Consider the following 24633-nt stretch of genomic DNA (forward strand, 5'->3'; position numbering starts at 1 on the left):
GCGCGTGGAGTTCGCGACAGGCATCGTTCTGATCCCCCTTTTGGCCTTGCTCGCCCCGCTGCTCTCCCGCGGGACGAGCCGGTTCCTGCCCATCCCGCTCGTGGTGTTCGAGCTCGTGCTGGGCATCCTCGCCGGTCCGAGCGTCCTGGGCTGGATCCAGCCGATGGAGACGTTCGAGCTGTTCGCGGACCTGGGCCTGGCGATCCTGTTCTTCGTCGCCGGGACGGAGATCGAGTTCGCCGCCTTCCGCGGTCGCACGGGACACCGCGCGATCGGCGGCTGGTTCGTCAGCATCGCCGTCGGCATCGCGGTCGGCTGGCTCGTGGCCCCGGGCGAGGGCGCCGTCATCGTCGGGGTCGCCCTGTGCTCGACCGCACTCGGCACGATCCTTCCCATCCTCCGGGATGCCGGTGAGCTGCACACCCCCTTCGGGCGGAGCGTCGGTGCCGTCGGCGCGGTGGGCGAGTTCGGCCCGCTCGTGGCGATCTCGCTGTTCCTCGGCGGTCGATCGCTGGGGCTCGCCACCGTCGTCCTCGGGCTGTTCCTCGTGCTGGTCGCCGTCGCGATCTGGTGGGCGTCCCGGTCTCCCGGCGGGGCGCTCCACAGCCTCGTCCGTGCCACCCTGCACACCTCCGGTCAGTTCGCCATCCGCGTGGTCTTCGTGATCCTCGCCGCGCTGGTCGCCCTCAGCATCGTGCTGGGGATCGACATGCTGCTCGGCGCCTTCGCCGCCGGCATCATCTGGCGGCTGCTGATGCGTGACGCCGCCCCGGCCGACCAGGATGCGGTCGAGAGCAAGATCGAGGCCGTCGCCTTCGGGTTCTTCGTCCCGATCTTCTTCATCTACACGGGGGTGACCTTCGACCTGGCATCGTTGCTCGCGGATCCGCTCCTGCTGGCGCTGCTGCCCGTGGGCCTGCTCGTGCTGCTCCTCGTCCGGGGCCTCCCCTCCGGCCTCGCCGCCCCGGAGGGGGCGACCTTCCGGGATCGTGCATCGATCACCCTGCTCGGGGCGACCGGCCTGCCCATCATCGTCGCCGTCACCGGGATCGGCGTATCGACGGAGCTCATCTCGCCCGCCGTCGCCGCGGCGCTCGTGGCGGTCGGGATGCTGTCGGTCCTCGTCTTCCCGCTCGTCGCCATGGCGATGCGTCGCGATCGCATCCAGCCCGACGCCCTCGTCCAGGCGGAGCGGGCATGACCGAGATCGAGACGCTCCTGGCGGACGCTCGCGGCCGGCTGGCCGGTCTGCCCCGGGAGGCACTCGGGGACTGGCGGACGCCCCGCCGCGTCCTCGGCCTCGCCCGCGCACCGCGCATCGTTCCGGCCGGTTCCGCCTGGCACCTCGGGGTGCTCCTGCTCACCGACGACGCGGTACTGGCCACGGGGGAGATCGTGCGCGCCCGTCAGGAGATGCGGCGGGGATTCACCGCGGAGTCGCAGCGGCGGCGAGCCGCCACCGCCGCGGCGGCGTTCCGGGGAGGTTTCGCGGAGGGTACGACGGTGCACGTCGGATGGACGGTGCTCGACCCCGCGCAGGTGACCGGCGAGGCGTCCTCCGGACTGCTCGCCCTGCGCGACGGCGTCCCCGCCGTGCGCTGGAGCGCCGGGGGCGGCTACCAGCCGCTCGGCGCATACCTGGACGAGCGGATCGCGCTTCTGCGCACACCCCCTGCCGGCGCCTGAGCACACGGGGCACGCGCCACCCCGAGTCAAGCCCCCAGGGCCGGATGGACGGATGCGGGAAGCTCGACGGATGGCAGACACGTCCCGCGCATCCGGTCCGACTAGTGTGGGAGCCCTTCCAGAGACAGGGGACGGCGTGCAGGCGTGGCCGGGGTCGACATATCCGCTGGGTGCCACCTTCGACGGGAACGGGACCAACTTCGCGATCTTCAGCGAGGGGGCGGAGCGGGTCGAGCTCTGCCTGTTCGACGACGAGGGGAACGAGACCCGCGTCGACCTCGTCGACGTCGACGCCTTCGTGTGGCACGCCTACCTCCCCAACGTCACCCCCGGTCAGCGGTACGGCTACCGGGTGCACGGCGAGTACGACCCGGCGGCCGGCAAGCGCTTCAACCCGAGCAAGCTCCTGCTCGACCCGTACGCGAAGGCCGTCGACGGCCAGGTCGACTGGGACCAGTCGGTGTTCGGGTACACGTTCGGCGACCCGGACTCCCGCAACGACGAGGACTCCGCCGCGCACATGATGAAGGGCGTCGTCGTGAACCCGTTCTTCGACTGGCGGGGCGACCGGCAGCCGAAGACGCCCTACTCCGAGACCTTCATCTACGAGGCGCACGTGAAGGGGCTCACCCAGCGGCATCCCGGCATCCCGGAGGAGATCCGCGGCACTTACAGTGCGATCGCCCACCCGGTGATCATCGATCACCTGCGCAAGCTGGGCGTCACAGCGATCGAGTTGATGCCGGTGCACCAGTTCGTCGACGACGACACCCTGCAGCAGAAGGGCCTGTCCAACTACTGGGGCTACAACACGATCGCCTTCTTCGCCCCGCAAAACACGTACTCCTCGACGGGTGAGCTCGGCGGGCAGGTGCAGGAGTTCAAGGGGATGGTCCGCGCCCTGCACGCGGCGGGCATCGAGGTCATCCTCGACGTCGTCTACAACCACACCGCCGAGGGGAACCACCTCGGACCCACGCTGTCGATGCGCGGGATAGACAACGCCGCGTACTACCGGCTCGAGGACGACGACAAGCGCTACTACACGGACTACACCGGCACCGGCAACAGCCTCAACGTCGGCAACCCGCACGCGCTGCAGCTGATCATGGACTCGCTGCGCTACTGGGTGCTGGAGATGCACGTGGACGGGTTCCGGTTCGACCTCGCGGCCACGCTCGCTCGCGAGTTCTACGACGTGGACCGGCTGGCCGCGTTCTTCGAACTCGTGCAGCAGGATCCGGTGGTCTCGCAGGTCAAGCTCATCGCTGAGCCCTGGGACGTCGGCCCGGGCGGATACCAGGTGGGCAACTTCCCCCCGCAGTGGACCGAGTGGAACGGCAAGTACCGGGACACCGTGCGCGACTTCTGGCGGGGCGAGCCGGCCACCCTGGGGGAGTTCGCCTCGCGGCTGACCGGGTCGGCGGATCTGTACGAGCACTCCGGGCGCCGACCGGTGGCGTCGGTGAACTTCGTCACCGCCCACGACGGCTTCACCCTGCGCGACCTGGTGTCCTACAACGAGAAGCACAACGAGGCCAACGGCGAGGACGGCAACGACGGGGAGTCCCACAACCGCTCGTTCAACTTCGGGGTGGAAGGGCCCACCGACGATCCCGAGGTGCTCACGATGCGCGCACGCCAGCAGCGCAACTTCATCGCGACGCTGCTGATCAGCCAGGGTGTGCCCATGATGCTGTACGGCGATGAACTCGGCCGCACCCAGCAGGGGAACAACAACGGGTACGCGCAGGACAACGAACTCACCTGGATCGACTGGGAGCACGTGGACCAGCCGTTGTTCGAGTTCACGGCGGCCCTGGCGCGCCTGCGCCGCGAGCATCCCTCGTTGCGGCGGAGCCGGTTCTTCGACGGCCGGCCGGTCCCGTTGGAGGAGGGCCGGGTCCCGGACATCGTCTGGCTGCGCCCGGACGGCACGGTGATGAGCCCGGCGGACTGGGACTCCGGTTTCGGCCGGGCGATCGGGGTGTTCTTCAACGGGAGCGGCATCCGGGAACGCGACCGGCGCGGCGAGCAGATCACGGACGTGCACTTCGTGGTGCTCTTCAACGCCGGCGACGAGGACGTGGACTTCACCCTGCCGGACGACGCCTTCTCCCCGCGCTGGGACGTCCTCGTGGACACCGCCGGGCAGCGGGCCAACACGGAACCGGTCGATCCGGGGGAGACCGTGGTGCTGGCGCCGAAGTCCATGATGGTGCTGGCCGAGCACCACCTCCCCGATCCGGAGGTCGACCACTCCGTGGCCGCCTCGCTCGCCCAGAACCTGCCCAGCTCGCTGGACGACATGCCGGGAGCCGCCCCCAAGCCCGAACTGGAGGGGTAGCGCGTGCGCCCGGCATCCACCTACCGACTGCAGATCCGTCCCGCCTTCCCGCTCGGCGAGGCCGCGCGGGTCGTTCCGTACCTGCGCGACCTCGGCGTCTCCTGGGCGTACCTGTCGCCGTTGCTGCGGGCGACGACGGGCTCCGACCACGGGTACGACGTCGTGGACCCCTCGCAGGTGGACCCGGCACGAGGCGGGCCCGCCGGACTCGACGCGTTCGCCGCCGCCGCGCACGGCGCCGGTCTCGGCGTGCTCGCCGACATCGTGCCGAACCATATGGGCATCTCGGTCCCGCGGGAGAACCCGTGGTGGTGGGGCGTCCTCCGGGAGGGGCGCGATTCGCCGTACGCTCCGGCCTTCGACATCGACTGGGATGCCGGCCGGCTGACCGTGCCGGTGCTCGGCGCCCCGCTCGAGGAGGTCGCCGGGGACATCACCATCGACGCATCACCCGCCCTCGACGCGCCCGACGGCCTGCTGCGCTACTTCGAGCACGTCTTCCCCCTCGCGCCCGGTTCGCTGGAGGGCATCGACCCCGATGCGCCGGACGCCGTCGGCGCGGTGCTCGAGCGCCAGCACTACCGGCTCATGTACTGGCGCGACGAAGCGAGCGAGCTCAACTACCGCCGCTTCTTCGCCGTGACGACGCTCGCCGGGGTCCGCGTCGAGGACCCGCTCGTGTTCGACGCCGCGCACGCGGAGATCCTGCGCTGGGTCCGGGAGGGCCTCGTCGACGGGCTGCGGATCGACCACCCCGACGGACTGCGGGATCCGGGACGCTATCTCGAGCGTCTCGCCACCACCTCGGGCGGCGCGTACGTGCTGGTGGAGAAGATCCTCGAGCACGGTGAGGCGCTCCCCGGCTGGTGGCGGACCGAGGGGACGACCGGGTACGACGCCCTCGGCGTCGTCGACCGCGTCCTCATCGACCCCGAGGGAGCGGTTGCGCTGGACGCGATGGATGCGGCGCTCCGCGCGGACTCCGGCCTCGTCCCCTCGCCGGGCTGGACCGAGATCATCCACGACACCAAGCGGATGATCGCCGACACCATCCAGGTCGCGGAGATCCGCCGGCTCGTGCGGTGCCTGCCCCATCCGGTCGCGCGCGCCGAGGACGCGCTCGCCGAGATCCTGGCCTGCTTCCCGGTCTACCGCTCGTATCTTCCGGCGGGCCGGGAGCACCTGGACGCGGCGGTCGCCGATGCGCGCACCCGGCGCCCCGACCTCTCCTCGACGATCGCCGAGCTCGCTCCGCTCCTGGCCGACGCGCGCTCCGAGCTCGCCCAGCGCTTCCAGCAGACGACCGGCCCGGTGATGGCCAAAGGCGTGGAGGACACCGCGTTCTATCGCTACACCCGGCTCGGTTCGCTGACCGAGGTCGGCGGCGATCCGGCCGAGTTCGCCGTGAGCCCGGCCGGGTTCCACGCGGCGCAGATCACGCGACAGGCGTCCTGGCCGGCATCGATGACCGCGCTGACCACGCACGACACCAAGCGGGGCGAGGACGTCCGTGCCCGGCTGGACGTGCTCTCCGAGATACCGGAGCGGTGGGACGAGGTGCTCGGTGCCCTGCGCGGGATCGCCTCGACCGGCCACGGCCCGTTCGACTCCCTGCTGTGGCAGGCGATCGTGGGCGCCTGGCCGGCCGCATCCGAGCGTCTGCACGCCTACGCGGAGAAAGCGGCGAGGGAGGCCGCCGAGGCGACCGGGTGGTGGGCTCCGGTGGCGGAGTTCGAGGCGCGCATGCACGCCGTCGTGGATGCCGCGCACGGGCCCGCTGCGCCGGTGCTGGATGCCTTCGTCGCCGAGATCGTCCGGGCGGGGTGGAGCAACGGGCTCTCCGCGAAGCTCCTGCAGCTGGCGGGTCCGGGGGTTCCCGACGTGTACCAGGGGTCGGAGCTGTGGGAGCAGTCGCTGGTCGATCCGGACAACCGGCGTCCGGTCGACTTCGGGCTGCGCGCGCGCATGCTCGCCGAGATCGACGACGCCCTCGCACAGGGGCGGACGCCACAGGTGGACGAGTCCGGAGCGGCCAAGCTGCTGCTCACGTCCCGGGTGCTCCGCCTGCGTCGCGACCGGCCCGAGCTGTTCACGCGGTATACCCCGATGACCGTCACCGGCACCGCGGCCGAGCACGCGGTGGCGTTCGACCGGGGCGGGGCGCTGGCCGTCGCGACCCGGCTCCCGGTCCGGCTCGCCGCGCGCGGGGGCTGGGACGACACGACCCTGCTCAGGCCGGCCGGCGCTGCCTTCGACGCGCTCACCGGCCGACTGTTCGAGGAGTCCGAGGTCCCGCTCGCGACGCTCCTCGAGGTATACCCGGTCGCCCTGCTGGTGCCGGTGGGATCGGACGAAGGAACGGCGGGACGGAGCGCATGATCGACGTGTGGGCACCCCGGGCGGGGCGCGTACGGATGCGGCGGACCGATCCGTCGGCGGGCGGGGACGTCGAGCTGGCCGAGGCCGGCGACGGATGGTGGCGGGCGGATGTCGCGCTCGCCGACGGCGAGCGGTACGGTTTCGTCCTGGACGACGGGGAGCTCAGGCCCGATCCGCGCTCGCGGCGACAGCCGGACGGCGTCCACGCGGCCTCCGCACACGTCGACCCGGCCTCCTTCACCTGGACGGACGACTCCTGGACGGGGCGCCAGCTCGCCGGCGGCATCGTGTACGAGCTGCACATCGGCACCTTCACCCCGGAGGGCACGCTGGATGCCGCCGCGGCCCGTCTCGGGCACCTCGTCGACATCGGCGTGACCCACGTCGAGCTCCTGCCGGTGAACGGCGTCAACGGGACGCACAACTGGGGATATGACGGGGTCCTCTGGTACACGGTGCACGAGGCGTACGGCGGACCCGCGGCGTACGCCCGCTTCGTGGACGCCGCGCACGCCGCGGGGCTCGCGGTCGTGCAGGACGTCGTATACAACCACCTCGGCCCGTCCGGCAACTACCTGCCCGAGTTCGGCCCCTACCTGCGTGAGGGCTCCCGCAACACCTGGGGCGACTCGATCGACCTCGACGAGCCCACCGTCCGGTCCTTCATCATCGAGAACGCCCTCATGTGGCTGCGCGACTACCACGTGGACGGGCTGCGCCTGGATGCGGTGCACGCCCTGCACGACGAACAGCCGGTGCACATCCTCCGTGAGCTGGCGGAGGCATCCGACGCCCTCTCCGCCCACCTCGGGCGGCCGCTCACGCTGATCGCGGAGTCGGACATGAACGACCCGACGCTCATCCTGCCCCGCGAGGCGGGAGGCTACGGTCTCGGTGCGCAGTGGAGCGACGACTGGCATCACGCCGTGCACGTCGCCCTCACGGGGGAGACCGCCGGGTACTACGCCGACTTCGCCTCCCCGGACGCCCTGCCCAAAGTGTGGACGGCCGGGTTCTTCCACGACGGGACCCATTCCTCGTTCCGCGGCCGGGAGCATGGGCATCCGGTGCCGGCCGAAGTGCCCACCTGGCGCTTGGTGACCTTCGCGCAGGACCACGATCAGATCGGGAACCGTGCTGCCGGCGACCGCCTGACCGCGACCCTCTCGCCCGACCGGCTGGCCGTCGCCGCGGTCCTGACCCTCACCGCCCCGGGGACCCCGATGCTGTTCATGGGCGAGGAATGGGGTGCGTCCACGCCGTGGCAGTTCTTCACCTCGCACCCCGAGGAATGGCTCGGCGAAGCCGTCCGGGTGGGCCGCACCGAGGAGTTCGGGCGGATGGGGTGGGACGAGTCGGTCGTCCCGGACCCCCAGGACCCCGCCACGTTCGAGCGCTCCCGCCTCCGCTGGGAGGAGGCGAATACCGGCGATCACGGGCGGTTGCTGGACCTGTACCGCCGGCTCGCGCGGCTGCGCCGCAGCCGCCCCGAGCTCACCGATCCCGCCTCTTTCCGTCTCGCCGCGCAGACGGAGGATCCGGATGCCGCTCCCGACGCCCGTCGCTTCGTGCTGCGACGGGGCGGGGTGGCCGTGCTCGTGAACCTGTCCGCGCAGCCGTGGGACGTGCCGCTGGACCAGGAGGCGGACGAGGTTCTCCTCGCGACCCTGCCTGCGCGCACCGCGGACGGCGTGGTGACCGTCGCCCCCGACTCTGCGGTGGTGGTCGGTCCGGTCTGACCGTACTGTCAACCCTCCGAAGCCGCGCCGCGCGGGTCCGTAACGTGGGGGCCATGAGCGCCGACCGATCCCCCCGGGACCTTCTCCGCCAGATCGCCGTGATCTCCGCGACCAGCTTCATGCTGATCGCGGCCCTCATCGGCTCCGGGTTCCTCGGCGGTCAGCCCGTCGAGGACCTGCAGGGCGGCGCCCTATCCGCCGAGGCGTCCTACCTGGCACCGGCGAGCCCGGCGTTCTCCATCTGGTCGGTCATCTACATCGGGCTGGTCGCGTACACGATCTGGCAGGCGTTCCCGGCGCGCCGGCACGATCCGCGCCAGCGTGCGCTCGGCTGGGGTATCGCCCTCAGCGAGGTGCTGAACGGACTCTGGCTCGTCGCCGCGCAGTTCTGGACCCTTCCGCTGACCGTCCTGACGATCGTGCTGCTGCTGGTCGTCCTCGCGGTCGTGTTCCGCCGCGCGGTGGCGACGCCCCCGAGCGGCTGGCTCGAGGCGGTGCTCGTCGACGGGGTCACCGGCCTGCACCTCGGGTGGGTGACGCTGGCCACCGTGGCGAACACGTCCGCCTGGCTGACGCAGATCGCCCCGTCGGAGTGGGAGGCCGGGGCGGACGTGTGGGGGCTGGTCGTCCTCGCTGTCGTCGCCCTCGTCGGATGCATCATGGGGTGGGCCAGCGGTGGGCGGATCACCCCGTCGCTCGCACTCGCGTGGGGACTGTCCTGGCTGGCGGTCGGACGGCTCAGCGGCGAGCCCGGCAGCACGGTCATCGGTGTGGCCGCGATCGTGGTCGCCGTGCTGATCCTCGGTGTGACGGTCGTCAGGCGTCTGCGAACACGCGCGTGAACGCGTGCAGCAGGGCGGCGGCGTCGACGGAAGATGCGCGCACCCGCTCGGCGACCGCGTCGAACTCGGCGGGATCGAAGTAACCGGCATCCCGATAGAACGTCATCCGGGCGGCGAAGTCGTGCGGTGACGGCTCGGGGTGGAACTGCGTGGCGTACAGGCGGTCACCGATGCGGTACGCCTGAACCGGGCAATCGTTGTTGGTGGCGAGCAGGACCGCGTCGTCCGGAAGCCGTTCGGTGGCCTCCTTGTGCGCGGTGAAAGCGTGGAACCTGTCGGGGAGCGCGCCGAGGATCGGATCCTCGCGCCCGGCGTCGGTGAGGTGGACGGCGGCGGCCTGCGTGGACTCGGGCCGGTCGAGGGTGACGGTGCCGCCCATCATCCGCGTCACGACGCCGATGCCGTAGCAGGTGAAGATCGCCGCGGTGCGCGCCTCCCGCGCCGCAGCCGCGATGCGCGCGAGGTCCGCCTCGACGCGCGCCTGCACGGCGGACTTGTCGGGCTCGGTGACGTTGAACGGGCTGCCGCCGATGAGGAATCCGGCGTACCGGTCCAGGGCGTCGTCGGGCAGTGGTGCCCGCACGAGGTCCCAGGACTCGAGCGATTCGCGCGAGAGCCCGGTAGCGGCGCGGAACGAGGCGTACTCGCCCGCGGCCGCATCCTGCTGCGGCCGCACGCACACGTAGAGCAGAGGCCGCGTTCCCATGCGGGAAAGTCTAGGCGGGTCAGCCGCGCGACGAACGCGCGGTGCGTCCGCGGACGATGCCGATGAACGTGTCGACGAGCGGATCCTCGCGCTCCGCCGACCAGACCAGGGCGACGGGCGAGGTGGGTCCGTCCCGGAGCGGTCGGTGCTCCACATCCTTGCGCCGGTGCAGACGGGCGAGCGACATCGGCACGATCGTGATGCCCACTCCCGTCGCGACCGTCGCGATCGCGTCCTCGGTCGTCTCCAGGCGGGGGAACCGCGGCGCCACCGTGCCCGGGACGGACACGTCCAGCACGTCGTCGGCGGGCACGATCAGGGTCTCCCCGGCGAGATCCGCGGCCGAGAGCTCGTCGGCGACGGTGAGGTGGGACTCCCGTGCGCAGACCACGACGGATTCCTCCGTGTAGAGCCGGATGACGTGCAGCCCGCCGGTGTCGGCGGGGAGGCGGATGATCGCCGCGTCCACGAGGGCGGCGTGGACGGCCGGTATCTGTTCCTCGGCGCTGAGGGGGATGAGCTCGAGGGGGTTCCGGGGCATCCGCTCGGACCAGGTGTCGATCCATTTTCCGGGGGTCGCACCCGCGACGGCGCCGAGTCGGAACGGGCCGGGGCGCGGCGGATCGGCGGGCGCATCCGCGGGGCGGGCCGTACGCGCACCCGCTCGGGGTGGCGCGGGGCGTGCCGGGGTGCTGCCGCGGCCGGGGTTCTTGCGTCCGGTCGCGGGTCTGCCCTTGCGGTGTCCTGCCATCACGCCAGGCTAACCCGCCCGCCGCGACGTCACCGCCCGATCGGGATCAGGCCGCGAGGCGGAGTCCGCGTCGGTCGGTCGCGACGCGTTCGCCGTCGCCGATGGTCTGGTCGTCGCCGATGAGTGACCCCCCGGCCACCTTCGCGCCCTCGCCCACCTGCGTACGCACGCCGATCTGCGCACCCGGACCGAGCTGGGCCTTCGACATGATGTGCGCGTGCGGCGCGATGCGCGCCTTGGGGCCGACGACGACATCGCTCTCGATCCAGGCGCCGCGTCCGATGAACGCGCCTGCGGCGATCTGTACGCCGGGTTCGACGTAGGCGCCGGCTTCGACGCACGCCGTCGGGTGCACCTTCGCGCCGTTGGCCACGAGGCCCCGTCCGTTGACATGCTTGCGGTACCGCAGAGTCTCGCCGCGGTCGTTCTCGATGTCGATGTAGTTCTTGCCCACGATTCCCTCCTCCGGCACCTTCCGATGCCGAGCATTGAGATAACCTCCTGCCCCCCGATTCCATTCCCGCGCAAGTGATTCGGAGCGCCGCGCCGAACGGATGTGGGCGGGCCGGCTCTGGCGGCCCCGCCGAGAAGGGGCCATGATGACCTCATCTGGAACCGATCACGTCTCGCGAACGAGGGGATCCACCCATGGGTATGCATGATCTGGCGGAAACGGTCCGGGCGCGAAGCCTCGGCGCCGACGTGACTGCGGAGCGGGGGAGCGGGCGATGAGCGATCCCCGGCCGGAGCCGGCGCGCGAAGCGACCGAGCTCGACCACACTCCCTCCACCGCCCCGGCCGGACCCTCTGCCGCGGCGGTCCTGCTGGCCGAGTTCTTCGGGACGTTCGTGCTCGTCTTCGGCGCGATCAGCACCGCACTGTTCGCGGCCGACTTCGGTGCGAGCGAGGACGGCACGTCTCTGGGGGTGGGCTTCCTCGGCGTCGCCCTCGCGTTCGGGCTCACGATCGTCGCGGGCGCCTATGCGTTCGGCCCGATCTCCGGAGGTCACTTCAATCCCGCGGTCACGCTGGGGCTGGCCGCGGCGGGACGTTTCCCCTGGAAGAGCACGATCGGGTACATCGTCGCGCAGGTCGTGGGCGGTGCCGTCGGCACCAGCGCGATCGCCCTGATCGGCGCGTTCGGACCGGACGGGTGGTTCGACGCCGCGCGGGAGGGCGGCTTCGCCAGTAACGGCTGGGATCAGCTCTCCCCGGGCGGGTTCGGCTTCGGCTCGGCCGTCGTGGTGGAGATCCTCTTCACCGGGCTCTTCGTCATGGTGATCCTGGGCGTGACCCATCCCACCCGGGGCAACCCCGCCCTCGCCGGCCTGGTGATCGGCCTGACGCTGACCCTCATCCACCTCGCGACCATCCCGGTCGACAACACCTCGGTCAACCCGGCCCGATCGATCGCGACGGCCATTTACGGGGGCGGGGACGCGCTCGGGCAGCTGTGGGCGTTCATCGTTTTCCCGATCGTGGGGGCGCTGATCGCGGGCGTCTGCTACCGCATGCTGTTCGACGGGAAGCGCGGGCGCTGACAGCGCGGACACCAGAAGACGTTACGTTCCGACGTCGGCTGCGCGCCGAGCGAGGTCTCCCGCACGAGAGTGCCACACCGGCGGCACGGCCTGCCCGCGCGGCCGTACACCCACATCCTGCGGCCGGGGCGATCCTCGCCGGTGAAGGTGCGGGCGGGGCGGTCCCGGTTCGCCCGCATCATCCGTGCGCCGGTCTCGATGAGGGCGGTGGTGTCGACCTCCCGGGCGGGCGTGGTGGGGTCGATGCCGCGCACGAAGAGCAGTTCGTTGGCGTACACGTTCCCGAACCCCGCGACGTTCCGCTGGTCGAGCACCGCGACGTGGACCGCGCGATCGTCCGCCGCCAGCCGACGCGCGGCCTCGGCAGGGTCCCAGTCCTCGGCGAGCGGATCCGGTCCGAGGTGCCCGACCAGGTCGTGCTCGTCCGTCGTCGGGACGACATCCAGCATCGCCAGGTCGAAACCCACCGCATCCGCGCCGGGGACGCCGAGGACGGCGCGCGCGGTGTGCGCGGGTTTCTGCCACCGGGCGCCGGGCACGTAGACGTGCCACTCGCCCTCCATCTTCAGATGCGAGTGCACGCTCACCCCTCCCACACGGATGAGCAGGTGCTTGCCGCGCGGGATCACCGACCGCACCGTCTCCCCGCGCAGGTCCACCGTCGCCACCCGCGGGACCCGCAGGTCGCAACGGATGAGCTCGCGCCCGGTGAGGGCTGCGTCCAGCCGGTGGGCCGTGCGGTAGACGGTGTCGCCCTCAGGCACGAGTGCCCCCCAGGGGCTCCCGCGTCGCTCGGACCGCATCGCCCGCCGTCTGCCGACGCAGCGTCATCCCGCGCGGGGATTCGACGAACCCGGCGTCGCGCAGCATCCGCCCGATCGCCGCTCCGATCACGAACGTCCCGTTGACCTGCTCGATCGTCAGCGTCTCGAGTGCGCGCGCGCGGGCCGTCGTGGCGAGCGAACGGGTGGCGGCGGCCAGCTCCTCCTCGTCCTCGCTGAACGCCAGCGCGGTCTTCCCGCCGCGTTCGAGGTAGAGCACGAGCTCCCCGTCGACCAGCACCACGAGGGCGCCGGCCTTGCGGCCAGGGCGGTGCTTGCCGCTCTCTCGCGCGGGCCAGCCGAGCGCCGCCCCGTAGGGATTGGCGGGGTCCGTCGCGGCCAGGGTGACCGCCGTGCGGGGCGGTGGGTCCGGGAGCGCCGCGTACTCGCGCAGCCGGTCGATCGTGGCCGAGGCGGCGAACTGCGCCGCACCCAGCTTCTCGATGAGATAGCCGCGGCGGCAGTGCCCTGCCTCCTCGAAGCCGGACAGCACGCGGTACATCTGGGCGAACCCACCCGGGATCCCCTCGTTCTGCACAGCGCCCCGGGTGACGACGCCGTATCGGTCGAGCAGGAGGCCGGCCGCGGCGGTCGCCCGCAGGGTGGGGTCGGACTCGGCCGCGGGCAGCACGGACCAGCGTCCTCCCGCCGTGGCGGACCGGGCGGGCGCCGTGGGCCGGGGCAGGGAGGTCCCGCGGAACATCCGGGCGCGTGGCGCCCGTCGGGCGACGCGGTGCGCCTGCGATCCGCCCGCGAGGAGCCCGCGTACCGGGGCGAACGTGTCGTTGGTCACCCGGCCGGACCAGGCGAGCCGCCAGAGCGCCTCGACAACGGACTGGTCGTTCTCCGCCTCCGTCAGCGCGCGCACCTGCGCGGGGAAATAAGCGCCGCCGGCCGACAGCACGTCGAGCACGCGCGCGTCGAGGGAGTCGGCGGGCACGTCGATCTCGGGTTCCGGAAGGGTGAGCGCCGCCGTGTCGGCGGGGTGCAGGGAGATCCAGCCGTCCCGGCCGGGGAGGGAGCCGTGCCCGGCCCAGAGGACCTCGCCGGTCGTCGTGAGCTCGTCCAGCATCCCGGGTGCGTAGTCGCGCACGCGCGAGGGCAGCACGAGGGACTCCCAGGCGCTCGCGGGGAGGGGGACGCCGGCGAGCTGCTCGATGACCATGAGGGTCCCGTCGACGCCGTCCAGCGGACGGGTGAGGTGCTGCCAGGACGGCAGGAAGCGGGCGAACGAGTCCGGCGGGACGGGCTCGACGCTCCCGCGGATGGCAGCGAGCGACCGCATCCGCAGGCGGCGGAGCACCTCGGTGTCGCACCACTCCGTCTCGTCCGGCTGCGGTGCCCGGGTCTCGGGGAGGAAGAATCCGCTCGTGACGCGTCCCGAAGACTCCAGGCGCTGCAGTGCGTGCCGGGCGACAGCCACGCCGACGCCGAAACGGGCGGCGACCGCGTCCGCGGTGAAAGGACCGTGGGTGCGCGCGTGGCGGGCGACGAGGTCGCCGAAGGGGTCGGGGAACGGTTCGAGGAAGGCCTGCGGCACACCCACCGGGAGCGCGACGCCGAGGGCGTCCCGCAAGCGCCCGGCATCCTCGATGGCCGCGATCCGCGGGGTTCCGGCGATGCTCACCCGGATCGCGCGGCGTGCCTGCACGAGTGATTCGGCGTGCGCCGCCGCGAGCGCGGCGTCGGCCGCGACGGGAACCGGCTCGTCCTCTCCCTCGGTCTCCGTGCCGCGCAGGCGTTCCGCGATCTCGGCCTCGTCGAGCGGCCCGAGGATGCGCAGCAGGTCGGCGACGCCCTCGAGGCCCTTCGCTCGGCGGTCCGGGGCGAGGCGTTGCGCCTCGCGCTCGAACTGCTCGATGACGGCGGGGTCCAGCAGCTCGCGCATCTCGATCTTGCCGAGCAGCTCCGAGAGCAGCCCCGGGTCGACGGACAGTGCGGCCGCGCGCCGTTCGGCGAGGGGCGAGTCGCCCTCGTACATGAACGCGCCCACGTACCCGAAGAGCAGATCGCGCGCGAACGGCGAGGGTTGCGTCGTGGTGGTCTCGACGAGGCGGATGCGGCGGTCCGCGATCTGCCGCGCGATGCGCATCAGCGCGGGCAGGTCGTAGACGTCCTGCAGCACCTCCCGCAGCGTTTCCAGGATGATCGGGAACGTGGGGTGCCGGCGCGCGACCTCCAGCAGCTGCGCGGAGCGCTGCCGCTGCTGCCAGAGCGGGCTGCGCCGGTTCGGGTTCGTCCGGGGCATGAGCAGCGCCCGTGCTGCGCACTCCCGGAAGCGGGACGCGAACAGTGCCGAGCCGCCCACCTCGTCGGTGACGATCCGGTCGAGCTCGTCGGCGTCGAAGACGAACAGTTCCGCGCCCGGCGGGTCGGCGGTCGCATCCGGGATCCGGGCGATGATGCCGTCGTCGCTGGCCACCGCCGAACCCTCGACGCCCAGGCGTTCCCGGATGCGGGCGTTCACCGCCAGCGCCCAGGGGGCGTGCACCTGCATCCCGTAGGGCGAGTGCAGGATCACGCGCCAGTCGCCCACCTCGTCGCGGCTGCGTTCCACCGTGAGCTGGCGATCGCTGGGCACCGATCCGGTGGCCTCGCGCTGTTCCGCGAGGTAGGCGAGCAGGTTGTCCTGAGCGCGGTCGTCGAGTCCGGCCTCGGTGAGCCGGGCGCGCGCCTTCTCCGGGGCGGCGGCGGAGACCTCCCGGGAGAACCTCCCGAGCGCCTCACCGAGCTCGGCGGGACGTCCGATGCCGTCGCCGTGCCAGAACGGCACCTTCCCGGGCTGACCGAATGCGGGGACCACGTTGACGCGGTCGTGGGTGATCTCCACGATCCGCCAGCTGGTCGTGCCGAGGGTGAACACGTCGTTCACCCGCGATTCATAGACCATCTCCTCGTCGAGCTCCCCGACCCGGGCGTTCTGGGACTCCCCGGCCACGAAGACCCCGAACAGGCCGCGGTCCGGGATGGTGCCGCCGCTCGTGACCGCGATCCGTTGCGCGCCGGGGCGGCCCGTGATCGTGCCCTGGTCGCGGTCCCAGACCACGCGGGGGCGGAGCTCCGCGAACTCGTCCGAGGGGAACCGGCCGGCCAGCAGGTCGAGCGTCGCCTCGTAGGCGGAGCGGGGCAGGGTGCGGAACGGGGCGCTGCGGCGCACCGTCTCGAACCACTCCTCGACGTCGAGCGTCTCCAGCGCTGTCGCGGCCACGGTCTGCTGGGCGAGGATGTCCAGCGGGTTCTGCGGGATCCGGATGGCTTCGATCTGGCCGGCGAGCATCCGCTCGGTGACGATCGCGGTGTGCAGCACGTCGCCGCGGTGCTTGGGGAAGAGCGCTGCCTTGCTGATCTCGCCCACCTGGTGCCCGGCGCGACCGACGCGCTGCAGCCCTGAGGCCGCGGAGGGCGGCGCCTCGACCTGGATCACGAGGTCGACGGCACCCATGTCGATGCCGAGTTCCAGGCTGCTGGTGGCGACGACGCAGCGCAGCACGCCGGATTTCAGCTCGTCCTCGACGATGGCCCGCTGCTCCTTGGAGACGGAGCCGTGGTGGGCCTTCGCGAGCACGGGGTCGGCTCCGGCGGTCGCTCCGGCCTGCGCCATCATCGCCGCCGGCACCGTGGCCTCCGGCAGGTCGATCCCCAGTCGCTCGCTGTAGATCTCGTTGAGGCGCGCGGTGAGGCGTTCGGCCAGGCGGCGCGAGTTCGAGAACACGATCGTGGAGCGGTGCTGGAGGATGCGGTCGACGATCGCCTCCTCGACGTGGGGCCAGAGCGAGCCGGTGGATTCGGTGTTCTCGCTCCGCGGGCCGGGCGGGGCGAACCAGTCGCCTTCCGTATCCGTGTCCGGGTCTTCCGCTGCGGCCGGGGTTGCGGGCGGGGGAGCCTCGCCCGGTGGGGGCGGCGGGTTCAGCATGTCGTCGACGGGGACGACGACCGACAGATCGAAGGTCTTGCTCGCGCGCGGGGCGACGATGTCGACCGGGGCGGCGCCGCCGAGGAACCGGGCGACCTCGTCGATCGGGCGGACCGTCGCGGACAGTCCGATGCGTTGCGCGGGTTCATCGAGCAGGGCGTCCAGGCGCTCGAGGCTGACGGCGAGGTGGGCGCCGCGCTTGGTCGCGGCGACCGCGTGCACCTCGTCGACGATGACGGTGTGCACGTTGCGGAGCGTCTCCTTCGCCTGGCTGGTCAGCATCAGGTAGAGGGACTCGGGGGTGGTGATGAGGATGTCGGGCGGATCGGTGACGAGCTTGCGGCGGTCGGCCGAGGGGGTGTCCCCGGAGCGGACGCCGACCGTGACCTGCGGGGCGGGGACGCCGAGGCGGCGCGCGGAGTGGCCGATGCCGACGAGCGGCGATCGGAGGTTCCGCTCCACGTCGACGCCCAGGGCCTTCAGTGGGGAGATGTAGAGGACACGGGTGCGGGCGGGATCGCGTTCGGGTCGCTTGCGGCGCCCGCGTCCCGGGTCCTGCTCGGGTTGGGCGGGGGCGTCCTGCCGCTCTCGGAACACGCTGTCGATCGCCCAGAGGAAGGCCGAGAGGGTCTTGCCCGATCCGGTCGGGGCGACCACGAGGGCGTGCCTGCCCTGTGAGATGGCCTCCCAGGCGCCGGCCTGCGCGGCTGTCGGCTCGGGGAAGGCGCCGCGGAACCAGTCCTGCGTGGCAGGGGAGAACCGGTGCAGCACGTCGCCCACCCGACCATCTTCACCGCAACCGCCGACATGTGGGCGGGGATTGCGCTCACGGCGCACAGTAGCGGCGGCGATCCTGGCGGCGGATGCGCTTCTCGGCGGGGAGCCGGGCAGCACCGTGTGCGCTCGGCTGTCGGTCGCGTGGTGCCGGAACAGCGGCGGTCACGTCACCGTCAGCGCGGCGGTCACGTCACGGTCAGAAGGGTGGCGGCTCGCCGTCGGGGGTGAAGGTGACCGACGGTCTGCCGGTGCCGGGTGGTGTGCCGGTCCTGATGCCTGTGTTGGTGAGGGCTGTTGCGGTGGTGCCGGGGAGGGCGGGTCCGGGTGGGTGGTCGGTGTAGGTGTGTCCGGCGGGGGAGGTCCATTCCAGGATCCCGTGGGGGAGTTGTCTGACTTTCCAGGGTGTGGCGTGTTTGAGGGTGTGGTGTCCGCGGCAGAGGTGGGCGAGGTTTCCGGCGTCGGTGGGTCCGCCGTGGGCGTGGTCGCGGGTGTGGTCGATGTCGGAGCGGATGGCGGGCATGCGGCAGCCGGGGAATCGGCAGCGGTGGTCTCTGCCGCGGAGGAATCGTTTCAGGTCGGCGGTCGGTTGGTATCGGTCGGTGGTGAGCACGGCTCCGGTGATGGGGTGGGTCAGGATCCGGTCGAGCCCCGGAGAATTCCCGGCGAGGGTGCGAGCGGTGGCCGGGTCGATGGGGGAGGTTCCGGTGAGGTCGGCGGGGAGGTCGCTTCGCCCGAGGAGGGTGAGCACAGGGACGGTGACCTGCACGACCGCGCGGATCGCGCCGAGTCCGCCCGCTCCGTCACCATCGAGGTGCGGGTCGGTACCGGGGGTGGTGGTCAGGAGCATGTCGGCGAGCAGGTCCGCGCGGATCTGATCGGTGGTCCGCTCGTCCGACGCGAGGACTTCCGCGGGTGCCGGCTCGTCATCCACCCCGATCAGACTCTCCTGCTCCGCACCCGCACCCAGACTTTCCTGCTCCGCACCCGCACCCAGACTTTCCGGCTCCGCGACCGCACCCGCCGCACCGGCACCCGCCCTAGCCGCCACCCGTGCGCGTTCCCGGACGTCCTTGACTGCGGACGCTTGCCGGGTGAGCCGGTCGAGGATGGCGTGCGCGAGCGTGACCGGGAGCGTGACGATCAGTTCCGCCATCCCGTCCTCCAACGGCAGGACGCGGACGCGGCGGTGTTCCCTCGCGTCCTGGTGCCGGTCGGTGAGGGTGCGGGGCTGCAGCGACTCGGCGAGCATCTGCAGCAGGGGTCTCGCCCGGTTGGGGGAGTTCTGTTCGCACTGCACGACCGCGGCCGCATCCAACAACCCCCGCGCTTCCGTATCCAGGGGTGTGCCGCATTCCACGACCAGATCCACGTGCCGGCGGAGGATCCGGCCCTGCTCGTACGCGGTGACGGTCTCCGGGTAGTGGTCGACGAGGGTCATCGCCCGGTTCATCCGGGCGAGCACGGACCGGTCGGAGTCGTGCCACGCCGCCGCGATCTCCGCTGCGACGGACCTTAACGCCATTTCCTTGGCCTGCACGGAGTTCTTCCCGGCTTGCCGCAGCGCGAACGCTCCCGCGTCGGCGAGGAACCGGACCTCGCCCGCATCACCGGCGTTCTTCTGCGCCAGCACCTGCCGCGATGTCGACACCAACCCGGCCAGCACGGCGGCGTCCGCGTCGCTCGTGCCGAAGGGGAGTCTCGATGTCGTCATACCCCCATTCTGGTGAGGGCCACCGACATTCCCCGCCCCGATGAAGCCCCAGATCAGGGGATGTTTCAAACCCGTGGATAACTCGCAAATACGCCACCTGTGGAGGACAGGTCACCGCCCCGCCGCTCACACCTCCCGCAGCGCGCCTCCGCGCAACTCCAGGGTCAGATCCAGGCCGAGCCGGGCGAGGAACGCATCGTCGTGACTCACCACGAGCAGGGCGCCGCGATAGCCGGACAGGGCGTCCACGAGCTGGTCGACCGTGTCCAGGTCGAGGTTGTTGGTCGGCTCGTCGAGCACGAGGAGCTGCGGAGGGGGGTCCGCGAACAGCAGGCGGGCCAGCGAGACCCGGAAACGCTCCCCGCCCGACAGCGCGGAGACGGGGCGGTCGACCGTGGCGCCGCGCAGGAGGAATCGAGCGAGCCGATTCCGCAACTCCGCAGTGGGCAGGTGCGGCGCGGTGGTCGCCACGTTCTGCAGGACCGATGCGGCATCGTCGAGGCCGTCCAGGCGCTGCGGCAGGTAGGCGACCCGGTCGGTGTGCGCCTCGGCGTGCAGCGCGCCGAGGTGCGGGGGAGCCGCATCAGAGGAGCCGGTGAGACGCTCCAGGAGGGTGGTCTTGCCGGCGCCGTTCGGCCCGATGACGGCGATCCGTTCGGGGCCCTGCAGGATCCAGGTCCGCCCGCCGTCGCCCAGGGTCGCGATGCGCCGTCCGGCGGCCACGCCCGGATCCGGAAGATCGACCCGCACGGAGTCGTCGTTCCGGATGCGTCGTTCCGCGGCCTCCTGGGACGCCCGCGCGACGGACTCCCGGTCCGCGACGAGCCCGCGCATCTTCCCGGCAGACACCTGCGCGGCCCGCTTGCGCGCGCCGGAGATCATGCCGGGCACGCGCTTCTCGATCTGCGCCTTGTGTCCCATCTGTGCGCGATGGGCGAGCTTGGTCTCGGCCTCGATGCGCTCGCGCTTCTCCCGCCGGACCGACTGAGCAGCGGTCCGCTCGGCCCGGCGAGCCGCATCCTGTTCGGTCTCCAACCAGGCCCGCCACGCGGAATATCCGCCGCCGAAGGTGCTCAGGGCATCGTCGTAGAGCTCGGCGGTCTCGTCCATGAGGTCGAGCAGTGCGACGTCGTGGCTGACCACGACGAGAGCGCCCGGCCATCCCTGCAGCATCGCGCCCAGCCGCTCGCGGGCGTCGCGGTCGAGGTTGTTCGTCGGCTCGTCCAGCAGCGTGAGCGGAGCCCGGCGCGCCCGCACGCCGGCGACCGCCACGAGCATCGCCTCGCCCCCGGAGAGTCCGGAGGCCGAGCGGTCGAGGGCGTCCGCAGAGAGGCCGGCATCGGCCAGTGCGGCGATCGCGCGCGCCTCCACGTCCCAGTCCGTGCCGATCAGGTCGAACAGCTCCGCGCGTACATCGCCGGACTCGACGGCGCGGACGGCGGCGAGCACCCCGGTGACGCCGAGGAGGTCGGGAACGGAACGATCCGCGTCCAGGGTCAGCCGCTGCGGCAGGGTCGCTACCCCGTCCGGCACCGTGACGCGGCCGGAGGACGGACGCAGGTCACCGGCGATGATCCGCAGCAGTGTCGTCTTGCCGGAGCCGTTGCGGCCGACGAGTCCGGTGCGGCCGGTGCCGAACGCGCCGGACACGTCCCGCAGCGCGCGGGAGCCGTCCGGCCATGAGAAGGACACGCGGTCGAGGACGACGGCGGGTGAGCGGGTGGGCATGGTGCCTCCGGGGGGTGTCGGGGAAGCACTGACACCCGGGTGCCCGTCATGCGGGCACGGTGATCGACGGGGTCAGCGCGTGGACGCGGGGCCGTCGAAGGAAATCACCGGAGGAAGCCTTTTCGCTCGGGAACAGGAACCATCACGATACCCGCGGACCCGCGACCTGCACCAGACCCGTCCGGGTCAGGCGCCCGCAGCAGTGATCGCGTCGAACTGCAGGTCGAGGAAGCGCCGCACATCGACCAGTTCGTCCTGTGACACGCTGTGCCCCATGCCGGGGTACACCCGACCGCTCAGCGTCGAATGCGCCGGCAGCCACTCCACCGTGTGCGTGATGAGCTGGCCCGGGATGACGTCGTCGTGCGTGCCGCGACCCCAGAACACCGGCGGGCGCCGTTCGGCGAGGATGTCGTCGCCGGGAAGGGGGCCGGGCATCGCGTACCCGCTGAGGTTCACCGCGAACGAGAACCGCTCCGGCTGCAGACGCAGCGCCTGCAGTGCCACGGCGCCGCCCTGGGAGAACCCGAGCAGGCCGGTCGCCGGGGCATCCGTCCGTGCCTCCAGCCACTCGACGAGCCGGGCGGCCGCATCGGTGACGTGCCGCGGATCGCGGCTCTCGAGCCCCTCGATCGGGTACCAGGAGTGCCCCGGGGTGGGAAACGGCGGCGCGAGCGGCGCGCGCACGGCCGCATACGCGAAGCCGGGCGGGAGGTGCGGGACGAGGCCGAACAGATCGCGTTCGTCCGCGCCGTAGCCGTGCAGCAGCACCAGCAGCGGCAGGCCTGCACGAGCATCGGTCGACCAGAGCACGACATCGTCGTTCAGCGCGTCGGAGAGGTCCACCGCTCCATCCTGACATCGTGCACCGACAGTCGCGAGGCGTGGAGGGTCGCCGGCGCGCGGTGGGGTATACAGGAGACATGCCGGTTCGAACCCCCGATCCCGATCCGAACGAGCGCGACGACGACGACGGGCGCGAGTCCCTCGACTTCGGCGAAGGACGCGGGTCGCTCCCCGGAAGCGCCACGAATCCGGCCTGGCTGAGCGACGTCGAGCTGGCCGAGATGCGCCGGCGGCTCCCGATGATCTACGTGGAGGCCCTGCCGGTGCGCACCGACGGGCTCGGTGCGGTCACGCAGGTCGGCATCCTGCTGCGTGCGACGCCCCTCGGGGAGATCACGCGCACGATCGTCTCCGGACGCGTGCGCTACGGCGAGACGATCCGCGACGCCCTGTTCCGTCATCTCGAAAACGACCTCGGACCGATGGCCTTCCCGCTCCTGCCGCTGTCGCCGACCCCGTTCACGGTGGCGGAGTACTTCCCCATCCCGGGTGTCAGCGCCTTCCACGACGACCGGCAGCACGCCGTGTCGCTGGCCTTCGTGGTGCCGGTCACCGGCACCTGCGAACCGCGCCAGGACGCCCTCGAGGTCACCTGGATGGATCCGGCCGAGGCCGCATCCGACACGCTCTCCGCAGAGATGGAGGGCGGTCGAGGCACGCTCGTGCGCCTCGGACTGGCCTCCGTCGGCGCTCTGAGGTGATCGCGTCGCCCGCCAGCCCCCTGCTCATCGAGTTCGGGGTGGCACTGCCGATCGTGCTGCTCGTGGCCTACCTCGTGGCCCGCGGCATCCGCGCCCTCTTCGGTCGGCGCCTGCCGCTGAGCCTCGCCGTCATGATCATCGTGGCCGTCCTCGGGATGAGCGCCGGGATGCTGGTCGCCGGGCTGTTCCTGTACGGCCAGCGGCTGTGGATGGCAGCCACGCTGCTGATCGTGATCGGGTCGAGCGTCGCCCTCTCCTTCGTCGTCGCCGGTATCGCCGCGGCCCTGCGTCGCGGCCGTGACGACGTGGATGTCGCCGCGGTGCTCGCGGCCGGGGAGTCGGACCGGGTCGAGTTCAAGGAGACCGCGCGCTGGAACGTCCGCGAGGACAAGAAAGACGCGCGGATGGAGCTCGCCATCGTGAAGACGGTGGCGGCGTTCCTCAACAGCGACGGCGGCGTCCTCGTCATCGGCGCGGACGACGACGGGCGTCCGGTCGGGCTCCAACGGGACCTGGCCACTCTGCGCCATCCCGACCACGACCGGTTCGAGCTGTGGTTGCGCGACCTGTTCGTGTCGGTGCTCGGTCGCAACGCGGCGACGCTGCCCCGCATCCGGTTCGCAGCCGTCGCGGGGGACGACAGCGTGTGTGTCGTGCAGGTGCCGCCGTCGTCCGCGCCCGTCTTCCTCACGCAGACCTCCGGGGGAGGCAGCACCGATCTGTGGGTGCGGGTGGGGAACTCGACCCGCGCCCTGCGCGTCGACGAGGCCGTGGCCTACGTCGCGCGACGCTTCAAGCCGACCATCGCGACCGCTCTCCTCGGCCGGCGCCTGCCCCGCTGAGCGGAGCAGGCGCGGGCCGGCCGAGCGCGTCCCGACCGGGCGTGCGGTGGATCCCGGCCGGCCGTGGTCGAGGTCGTCCGCTCAGCCGGCGGTCTCGCGGGAGATCCCGGCGATGAAGGCGTCGACGTCGTGCTCGGTGGTGTCGAACGTGCACATCCAGCGCACCTCGCCGATCGACTCGTCCCAGTCGTAGAAGCGGAAGGACTCCCGGAGCCGGTCGGCCACCCCGGCGGGGAGCGTGGCGAAGACGCCGTTCGACTGCGTGGGCTGGGTGAACGTCACGCCGCGCACCGATCCATCCGCCAGTCCCGCCTCGAGTCCTGCACGCAGACGCGTCGCCATGGCGTTCGCGTGCCGCGCGTTGTGCAGCCACAGGTCACCCTCGAACAGGGCGACGAGCTGCGCCGACAGGAAGCGCATCTTGGAGGCGAGCTGCATGTTGAGCTTGCGCAGGTAGGTGAGACCGGCGGATGCCTCCGGGTTCAGGACGACGATGGCCTCGGCGCCGAGGGCGCCGTTCTTGGTCCCGCCGAGACTCAGCACGTCGACGCCGGCATCGCGGGTGAACGCGGCGAGCGGCAGGTCCAGGGCGGCAGCCGCGTTGGCGATGCGTGCCCCGTCCATGTGCAGCAGCATCCCGTGTCCGTGCGCGTGGTCGGCGAGGGCCCGCACCTCCTCGGCGGTGTACAGCGTTCCGACCTCGGTGGACTGGGTGATCGAGACGACCGACGGCTGAGCGCGGTGCTCGTCGCCCCATCCCCATGCTTCGCGGTCGACGAGTTCCGGGGTGAGCTTGCCGTCCGCGGAGGGGACCGTGAGCAGCTTCATCCCGCCCACGCGCTCCGGCGCGCCGCCCTCGTCGACGTTGATGTGCGCGGTGGTCGCGCAGATCACGGCGCCCCAGCGGGGCAGCATCGACTGGAGGGCGGTGACGTTGGCCCCGGTGCCGTTGAAGACGGGGAACCCCTCCGCGCCGGCGCCGAAGTGCGCGGCGAGCACCTGCTGCAGGCGCGCGGTGTAGACGTCTTCACCGTAGGAGACCTGGTGGCCCGTGTTGGCGGAGGCGATCGCGGCGAGCACGTCGGGGTGCACGCCGGAGTAGTTGTCGGAGGCGAAGCCGCGCACGGCGGGGTCATGCAGAGTGGTCACGGGTATCCAATCTACGACGCACGGGACGGCGCCGGGAACGAGGGTGCGGGGCGTTGCCCGGCACGAGTTTGGGTCGGCCGGGCGGTGCACAACTCCTGCAGAACTCGATCCTGGGGTTGCGGCCACCGGAAGGAGGGGCAGGGTGCAGGAGTTC

The 24633-nt window shown here is 71.8% G+C and carries 18 protein-coding genes; 9 read left to right on the top strand and 9 right to left on the bottom strand.

The genetic code is table 11. The features are described from left to right. The first annotated feature begins 4 nt into the window (after positions 1-4). The 6 genes from F6J84_RS01825 to F6J84_RS01850 all read left to right on the top strand — a co-directional run bounded on the left by F6J84_RS01825 (position 5) and on the right by F6J84_RS01850 (position 8993). Positions 5-1201 (top strand): cation:proton antiporter, encoded by a 1197-nt coding sequence (locus F6J84_RS01825; RefSeq protein ID WP_150970917.1) that lies wholly within the window; start codon positions 5-7, stop codon positions 1199-1201. After that, the gene (locus F6J84_RS01830; RefSeq protein WP_150970919.1) at positions 1198-1686 is read left to right on the top strand and encodes a glutaminase; all 489 of its coding nucleotides are present in this window, start codon (positions 1198-1200) and stop codon (positions 1684-1686) included. The genes F6J84_RS01825 and F6J84_RS01830 overlap by 4 nt, the downstream gene beginning before the upstream one ends. Positions 1687-1822: 136 nt before the next feature. Next, entirely contained in the window at positions 1823-4033 is a 2211-nt protein-coding gene (gene glgX, locus F6J84_RS01835; protein ID WP_150974636.1) for a glycogen debranching protein GlgX, read from the top strand. A gap of 3 nt (positions 4034-4036) precedes the next feature. After that, positions 4037-6412, top strand: a complete 2376-nt coding sequence (treY, locus tag F6J84_RS01840; protein WP_150970920.1) for a malto-oligosyltrehalose synthase — start codon at positions 4037-4039, stop codon at positions 6410-6412. Then, positions 6409-8151 carry a malto-oligosyltrehalose trehalohydrolase gene (gene treZ, locus F6J84_RS01845; RefSeq protein WP_150970922.1) on the top strand — a complete coding sequence of 581 codons (1743 nt, stop codon included), beginning with the start codon at positions 6409-6411 and terminating at the stop codon, positions 8149-8151. Before treY ends, treZ begins: the two co-directional genes overlap by 4 nt. Positions 8152-8204: 53 nt before the next feature. Beyond that, a complete protein-coding gene (locus F6J84_RS01850) occupies positions 8205-8993 on the top strand; it encodes a tryptophan-rich sensory protein (protein ID WP_150970924.1) in 789 nt (262 codons plus the stop codon). Here the strand turns inward: F6J84_RS01850 and F6J84_RS01855 are convergent. From F6J84_RS01855 to F6J84_RS01865, 3 genes are read right to left on the bottom strand one after another with little or no spacing between them, the layout of a single operon-like run. Further along, on the bottom strand, positions 8968-9699 hold the full coding sequence (locus F6J84_RS01855) for a glutamine amidotransferase-related protein (protein WP_150970926.1): 732 nt from the start codon (positions 9697-9699) through the stop codon (positions 8968-8970). The two genes, F6J84_RS01850 and F6J84_RS01855, sit on opposite strands and share 26 nt — an antisense overlap. 19 nt (positions 9700-9718) lie before the next feature. Then, positions 9719-10450 (bottom strand): LysR family substrate-binding domain-containing protein, encoded by a 732-nt coding sequence (locus F6J84_RS01860; RefSeq protein WP_150970928.1) that lies wholly within the window; start codon positions 10448-10450, stop codon positions 9719-9721. Between the two features lie 46 nt (positions 10451-10496). After that, positions 10497-10904: a transferase gene (locus F6J84_RS01865; RefSeq protein WP_150893459.1), complete on the bottom strand. Its 408-nt coding sequence runs from the start codon at positions 10902-10904 to the stop codon at positions 10497-10499. Between the two features lie 274 nt (positions 10905-11178). On the opposite strand from F6J84_RS01865, the gene aqpZ reads away from it, so the two are divergent. Beyond that, a complete protein-coding gene (gene aqpZ / locus F6J84_RS01870) occupies positions 11179-11991 on the top strand; it encodes an aquaporin Z (RefSeq protein WP_150893457.1) in 813 nt (270 codons plus the stop codon). Here the strand turns inward: aqpZ and F6J84_RS01875 are convergent. From F6J84_RS01875 to F6J84_RS01895, 5 genes are all read right to left on the bottom strand, one after another. Further along, the gene (locus F6J84_RS01875; protein WP_150970930.1) at positions 11955-12755 is read right to left on the bottom strand and encodes a DNA-formamidopyrimidine glycosylase family protein; all 801 of its coding nucleotides are present in this window, start codon (positions 12753-12755) and stop codon (positions 11955-11957) included. The genes aqpZ and F6J84_RS01875 overlap by 37 nt on opposite strands. Further along, positions 12748-17505: an ATP-dependent helicase gene (locus tag F6J84_RS01880; RefSeq protein WP_150970933.1), complete on the bottom strand. Its 4758-nt coding sequence runs from the start codon at positions 17503-17505 to the stop codon at positions 12748-12750. The genes F6J84_RS01875 and F6J84_RS01880 overlap by 8 nt, the downstream gene beginning before the upstream one ends. A 193-nt stretch (positions 17506-17698) precedes the next feature. After that, positions 17699-19213 carry an HNH endonuclease signature motif containing protein gene (locus F6J84_RS01885; protein WP_150970935.1) on the bottom strand — a complete coding sequence of 505 codons (1515 nt, stop codon included), beginning with the start codon at positions 19211-19213 and terminating at the stop codon, positions 17699-17701. A 126-nt stretch (positions 19214-19339) separates the two neighbouring features. Beyond that, positions 19340-20941, bottom strand: a complete 1602-nt coding sequence (locus F6J84_RS01890) for an ABC-F family ATP-binding cassette domain-containing protein (RefSeq protein WP_150970937.1) — start codon at positions 20939-20941, stop codon at positions 19340-19342. 186 nt (positions 20942-21127) lie between these two features. Beyond that, the gene (locus F6J84_RS01895; RefSeq protein ID WP_150970939.1) at positions 21128-21787 is read right to left on the bottom strand and encodes an alpha/beta hydrolase; all 660 of its coding nucleotides are present in this window, start codon (positions 21785-21787) and stop codon (positions 21128-21130) included. Positions 21788-21864: 77 nt separating this feature from the next. Here F6J84_RS01895 and F6J84_RS01900 point away from each other — a divergent pair, with 77 nt between their 5' ends. Together F6J84_RS01900 and F6J84_RS01905 are read left to right on the top strand one after the other, a co-directional pair. After that, the gene (locus F6J84_RS01900) at positions 21865-22488 is read left to right on the top strand and encodes an NUDIX hydrolase family protein (protein ID WP_150893442.1); all 624 of its coding nucleotides are present in this window, start codon (positions 21865-21867) and stop codon (positions 22486-22488) included. Continuing rightward, the gene (locus F6J84_RS01905) at positions 22485-23330 is read left to right on the top strand and encodes an AlbA family DNA-binding domain-containing protein (RefSeq protein ID WP_238702561.1); all 846 of its coding nucleotides are present in this window, start codon (positions 22485-22487) and stop codon (positions 23328-23330) included. The genes F6J84_RS01900 and F6J84_RS01905 overlap by 4 nt, the downstream gene beginning before the upstream one ends. An 81-nt stretch (positions 23331-23411) precedes the next feature. Here F6J84_RS01905 and F6J84_RS01910 read toward each other — a convergent pair whose 3' ends face one another. After that, positions 23412-24479 carry a threonine aldolase family protein gene (locus F6J84_RS01910; RefSeq protein ID WP_150970941.1) on the bottom strand — a complete coding sequence of 356 codons (1068 nt, stop codon included), beginning with the start codon at positions 24477-24479 and terminating at the stop codon, positions 23412-23414. Positions 24480-24633: the final 154 nt, after the last annotated feature.

Origin of the sequence: Microbacterium caowuchunii, assembly GCF_008727755.1 — a bacterium.
Classification (GTDB): Bacteria; Actinomycetota; Actinomycetes; order Actinomycetales; family Microbacteriaceae; genus Microbacterium; species Microbacterium caowuchunii.

Bases quoted from the DNA above. Each gene is read 5' to 3' on its own strand.
- aqpZ (WP_150893457.1), top strand. From the start codon at position 11,179: ATGAGCGATCCCCGGCCGGAGCCGGCGCGCGAAGCGACCGAGCTCGAC.
- F6J84_RS01885 (WP_150970935.1), bottom strand. From the start codon at position 19,213: ATGACGACATCGAGACTCCCCTTCGGCACGAGCGACGCGGACGCCGCC.
- F6J84_RS01890 (WP_150970937.1), bottom strand. From the start codon at position 20,941: ATGCCCACCCGCTCACCCGCCGTCGTCCTCGACCGCGTGTCCTTCTCA.
- F6J84_RS01855 (WP_150970926.1), bottom strand. From the start codon at position 9,699: ATGGGAACGCGGCCTCTGCTCTACGTGTGCGTGCGGCCGCAGCAGGAT.
- F6J84_RS01830 (WP_150970919.1), top strand. From the start codon at position 1,198: ATGACCGAGATCGAGACGCTCCTGGCGGACGCTCGCGGCCGGCTGGCC.
- F6J84_RS01900 (WP_150893442.1), top strand. From the start codon at position 21,865: ATGCCGGTTCGAACCCCCGATCCCGATCCGAACGAGCGCGACGACGAC.
- treZ (WP_150970922.1), top strand. From the start codon at position 6,409: ATGATCGACGTGTGGGCACCCCGGGCGGGGCGCGTACGGATGCGGCGG.
- F6J84_RS01850 (WP_150970924.1), top strand. From the start codon at position 8,205: ATGAGCGCCGACCGATCCCCCCGGGACCTTCTCCGCCAGATCGCCGTG.
- F6J84_RS01860 (WP_150970928.1), bottom strand. From the start codon at position 10,450: ATGGCAGGACACCGCAAGGGCAGACCCGCGACCGGACGCAAGAACCCC.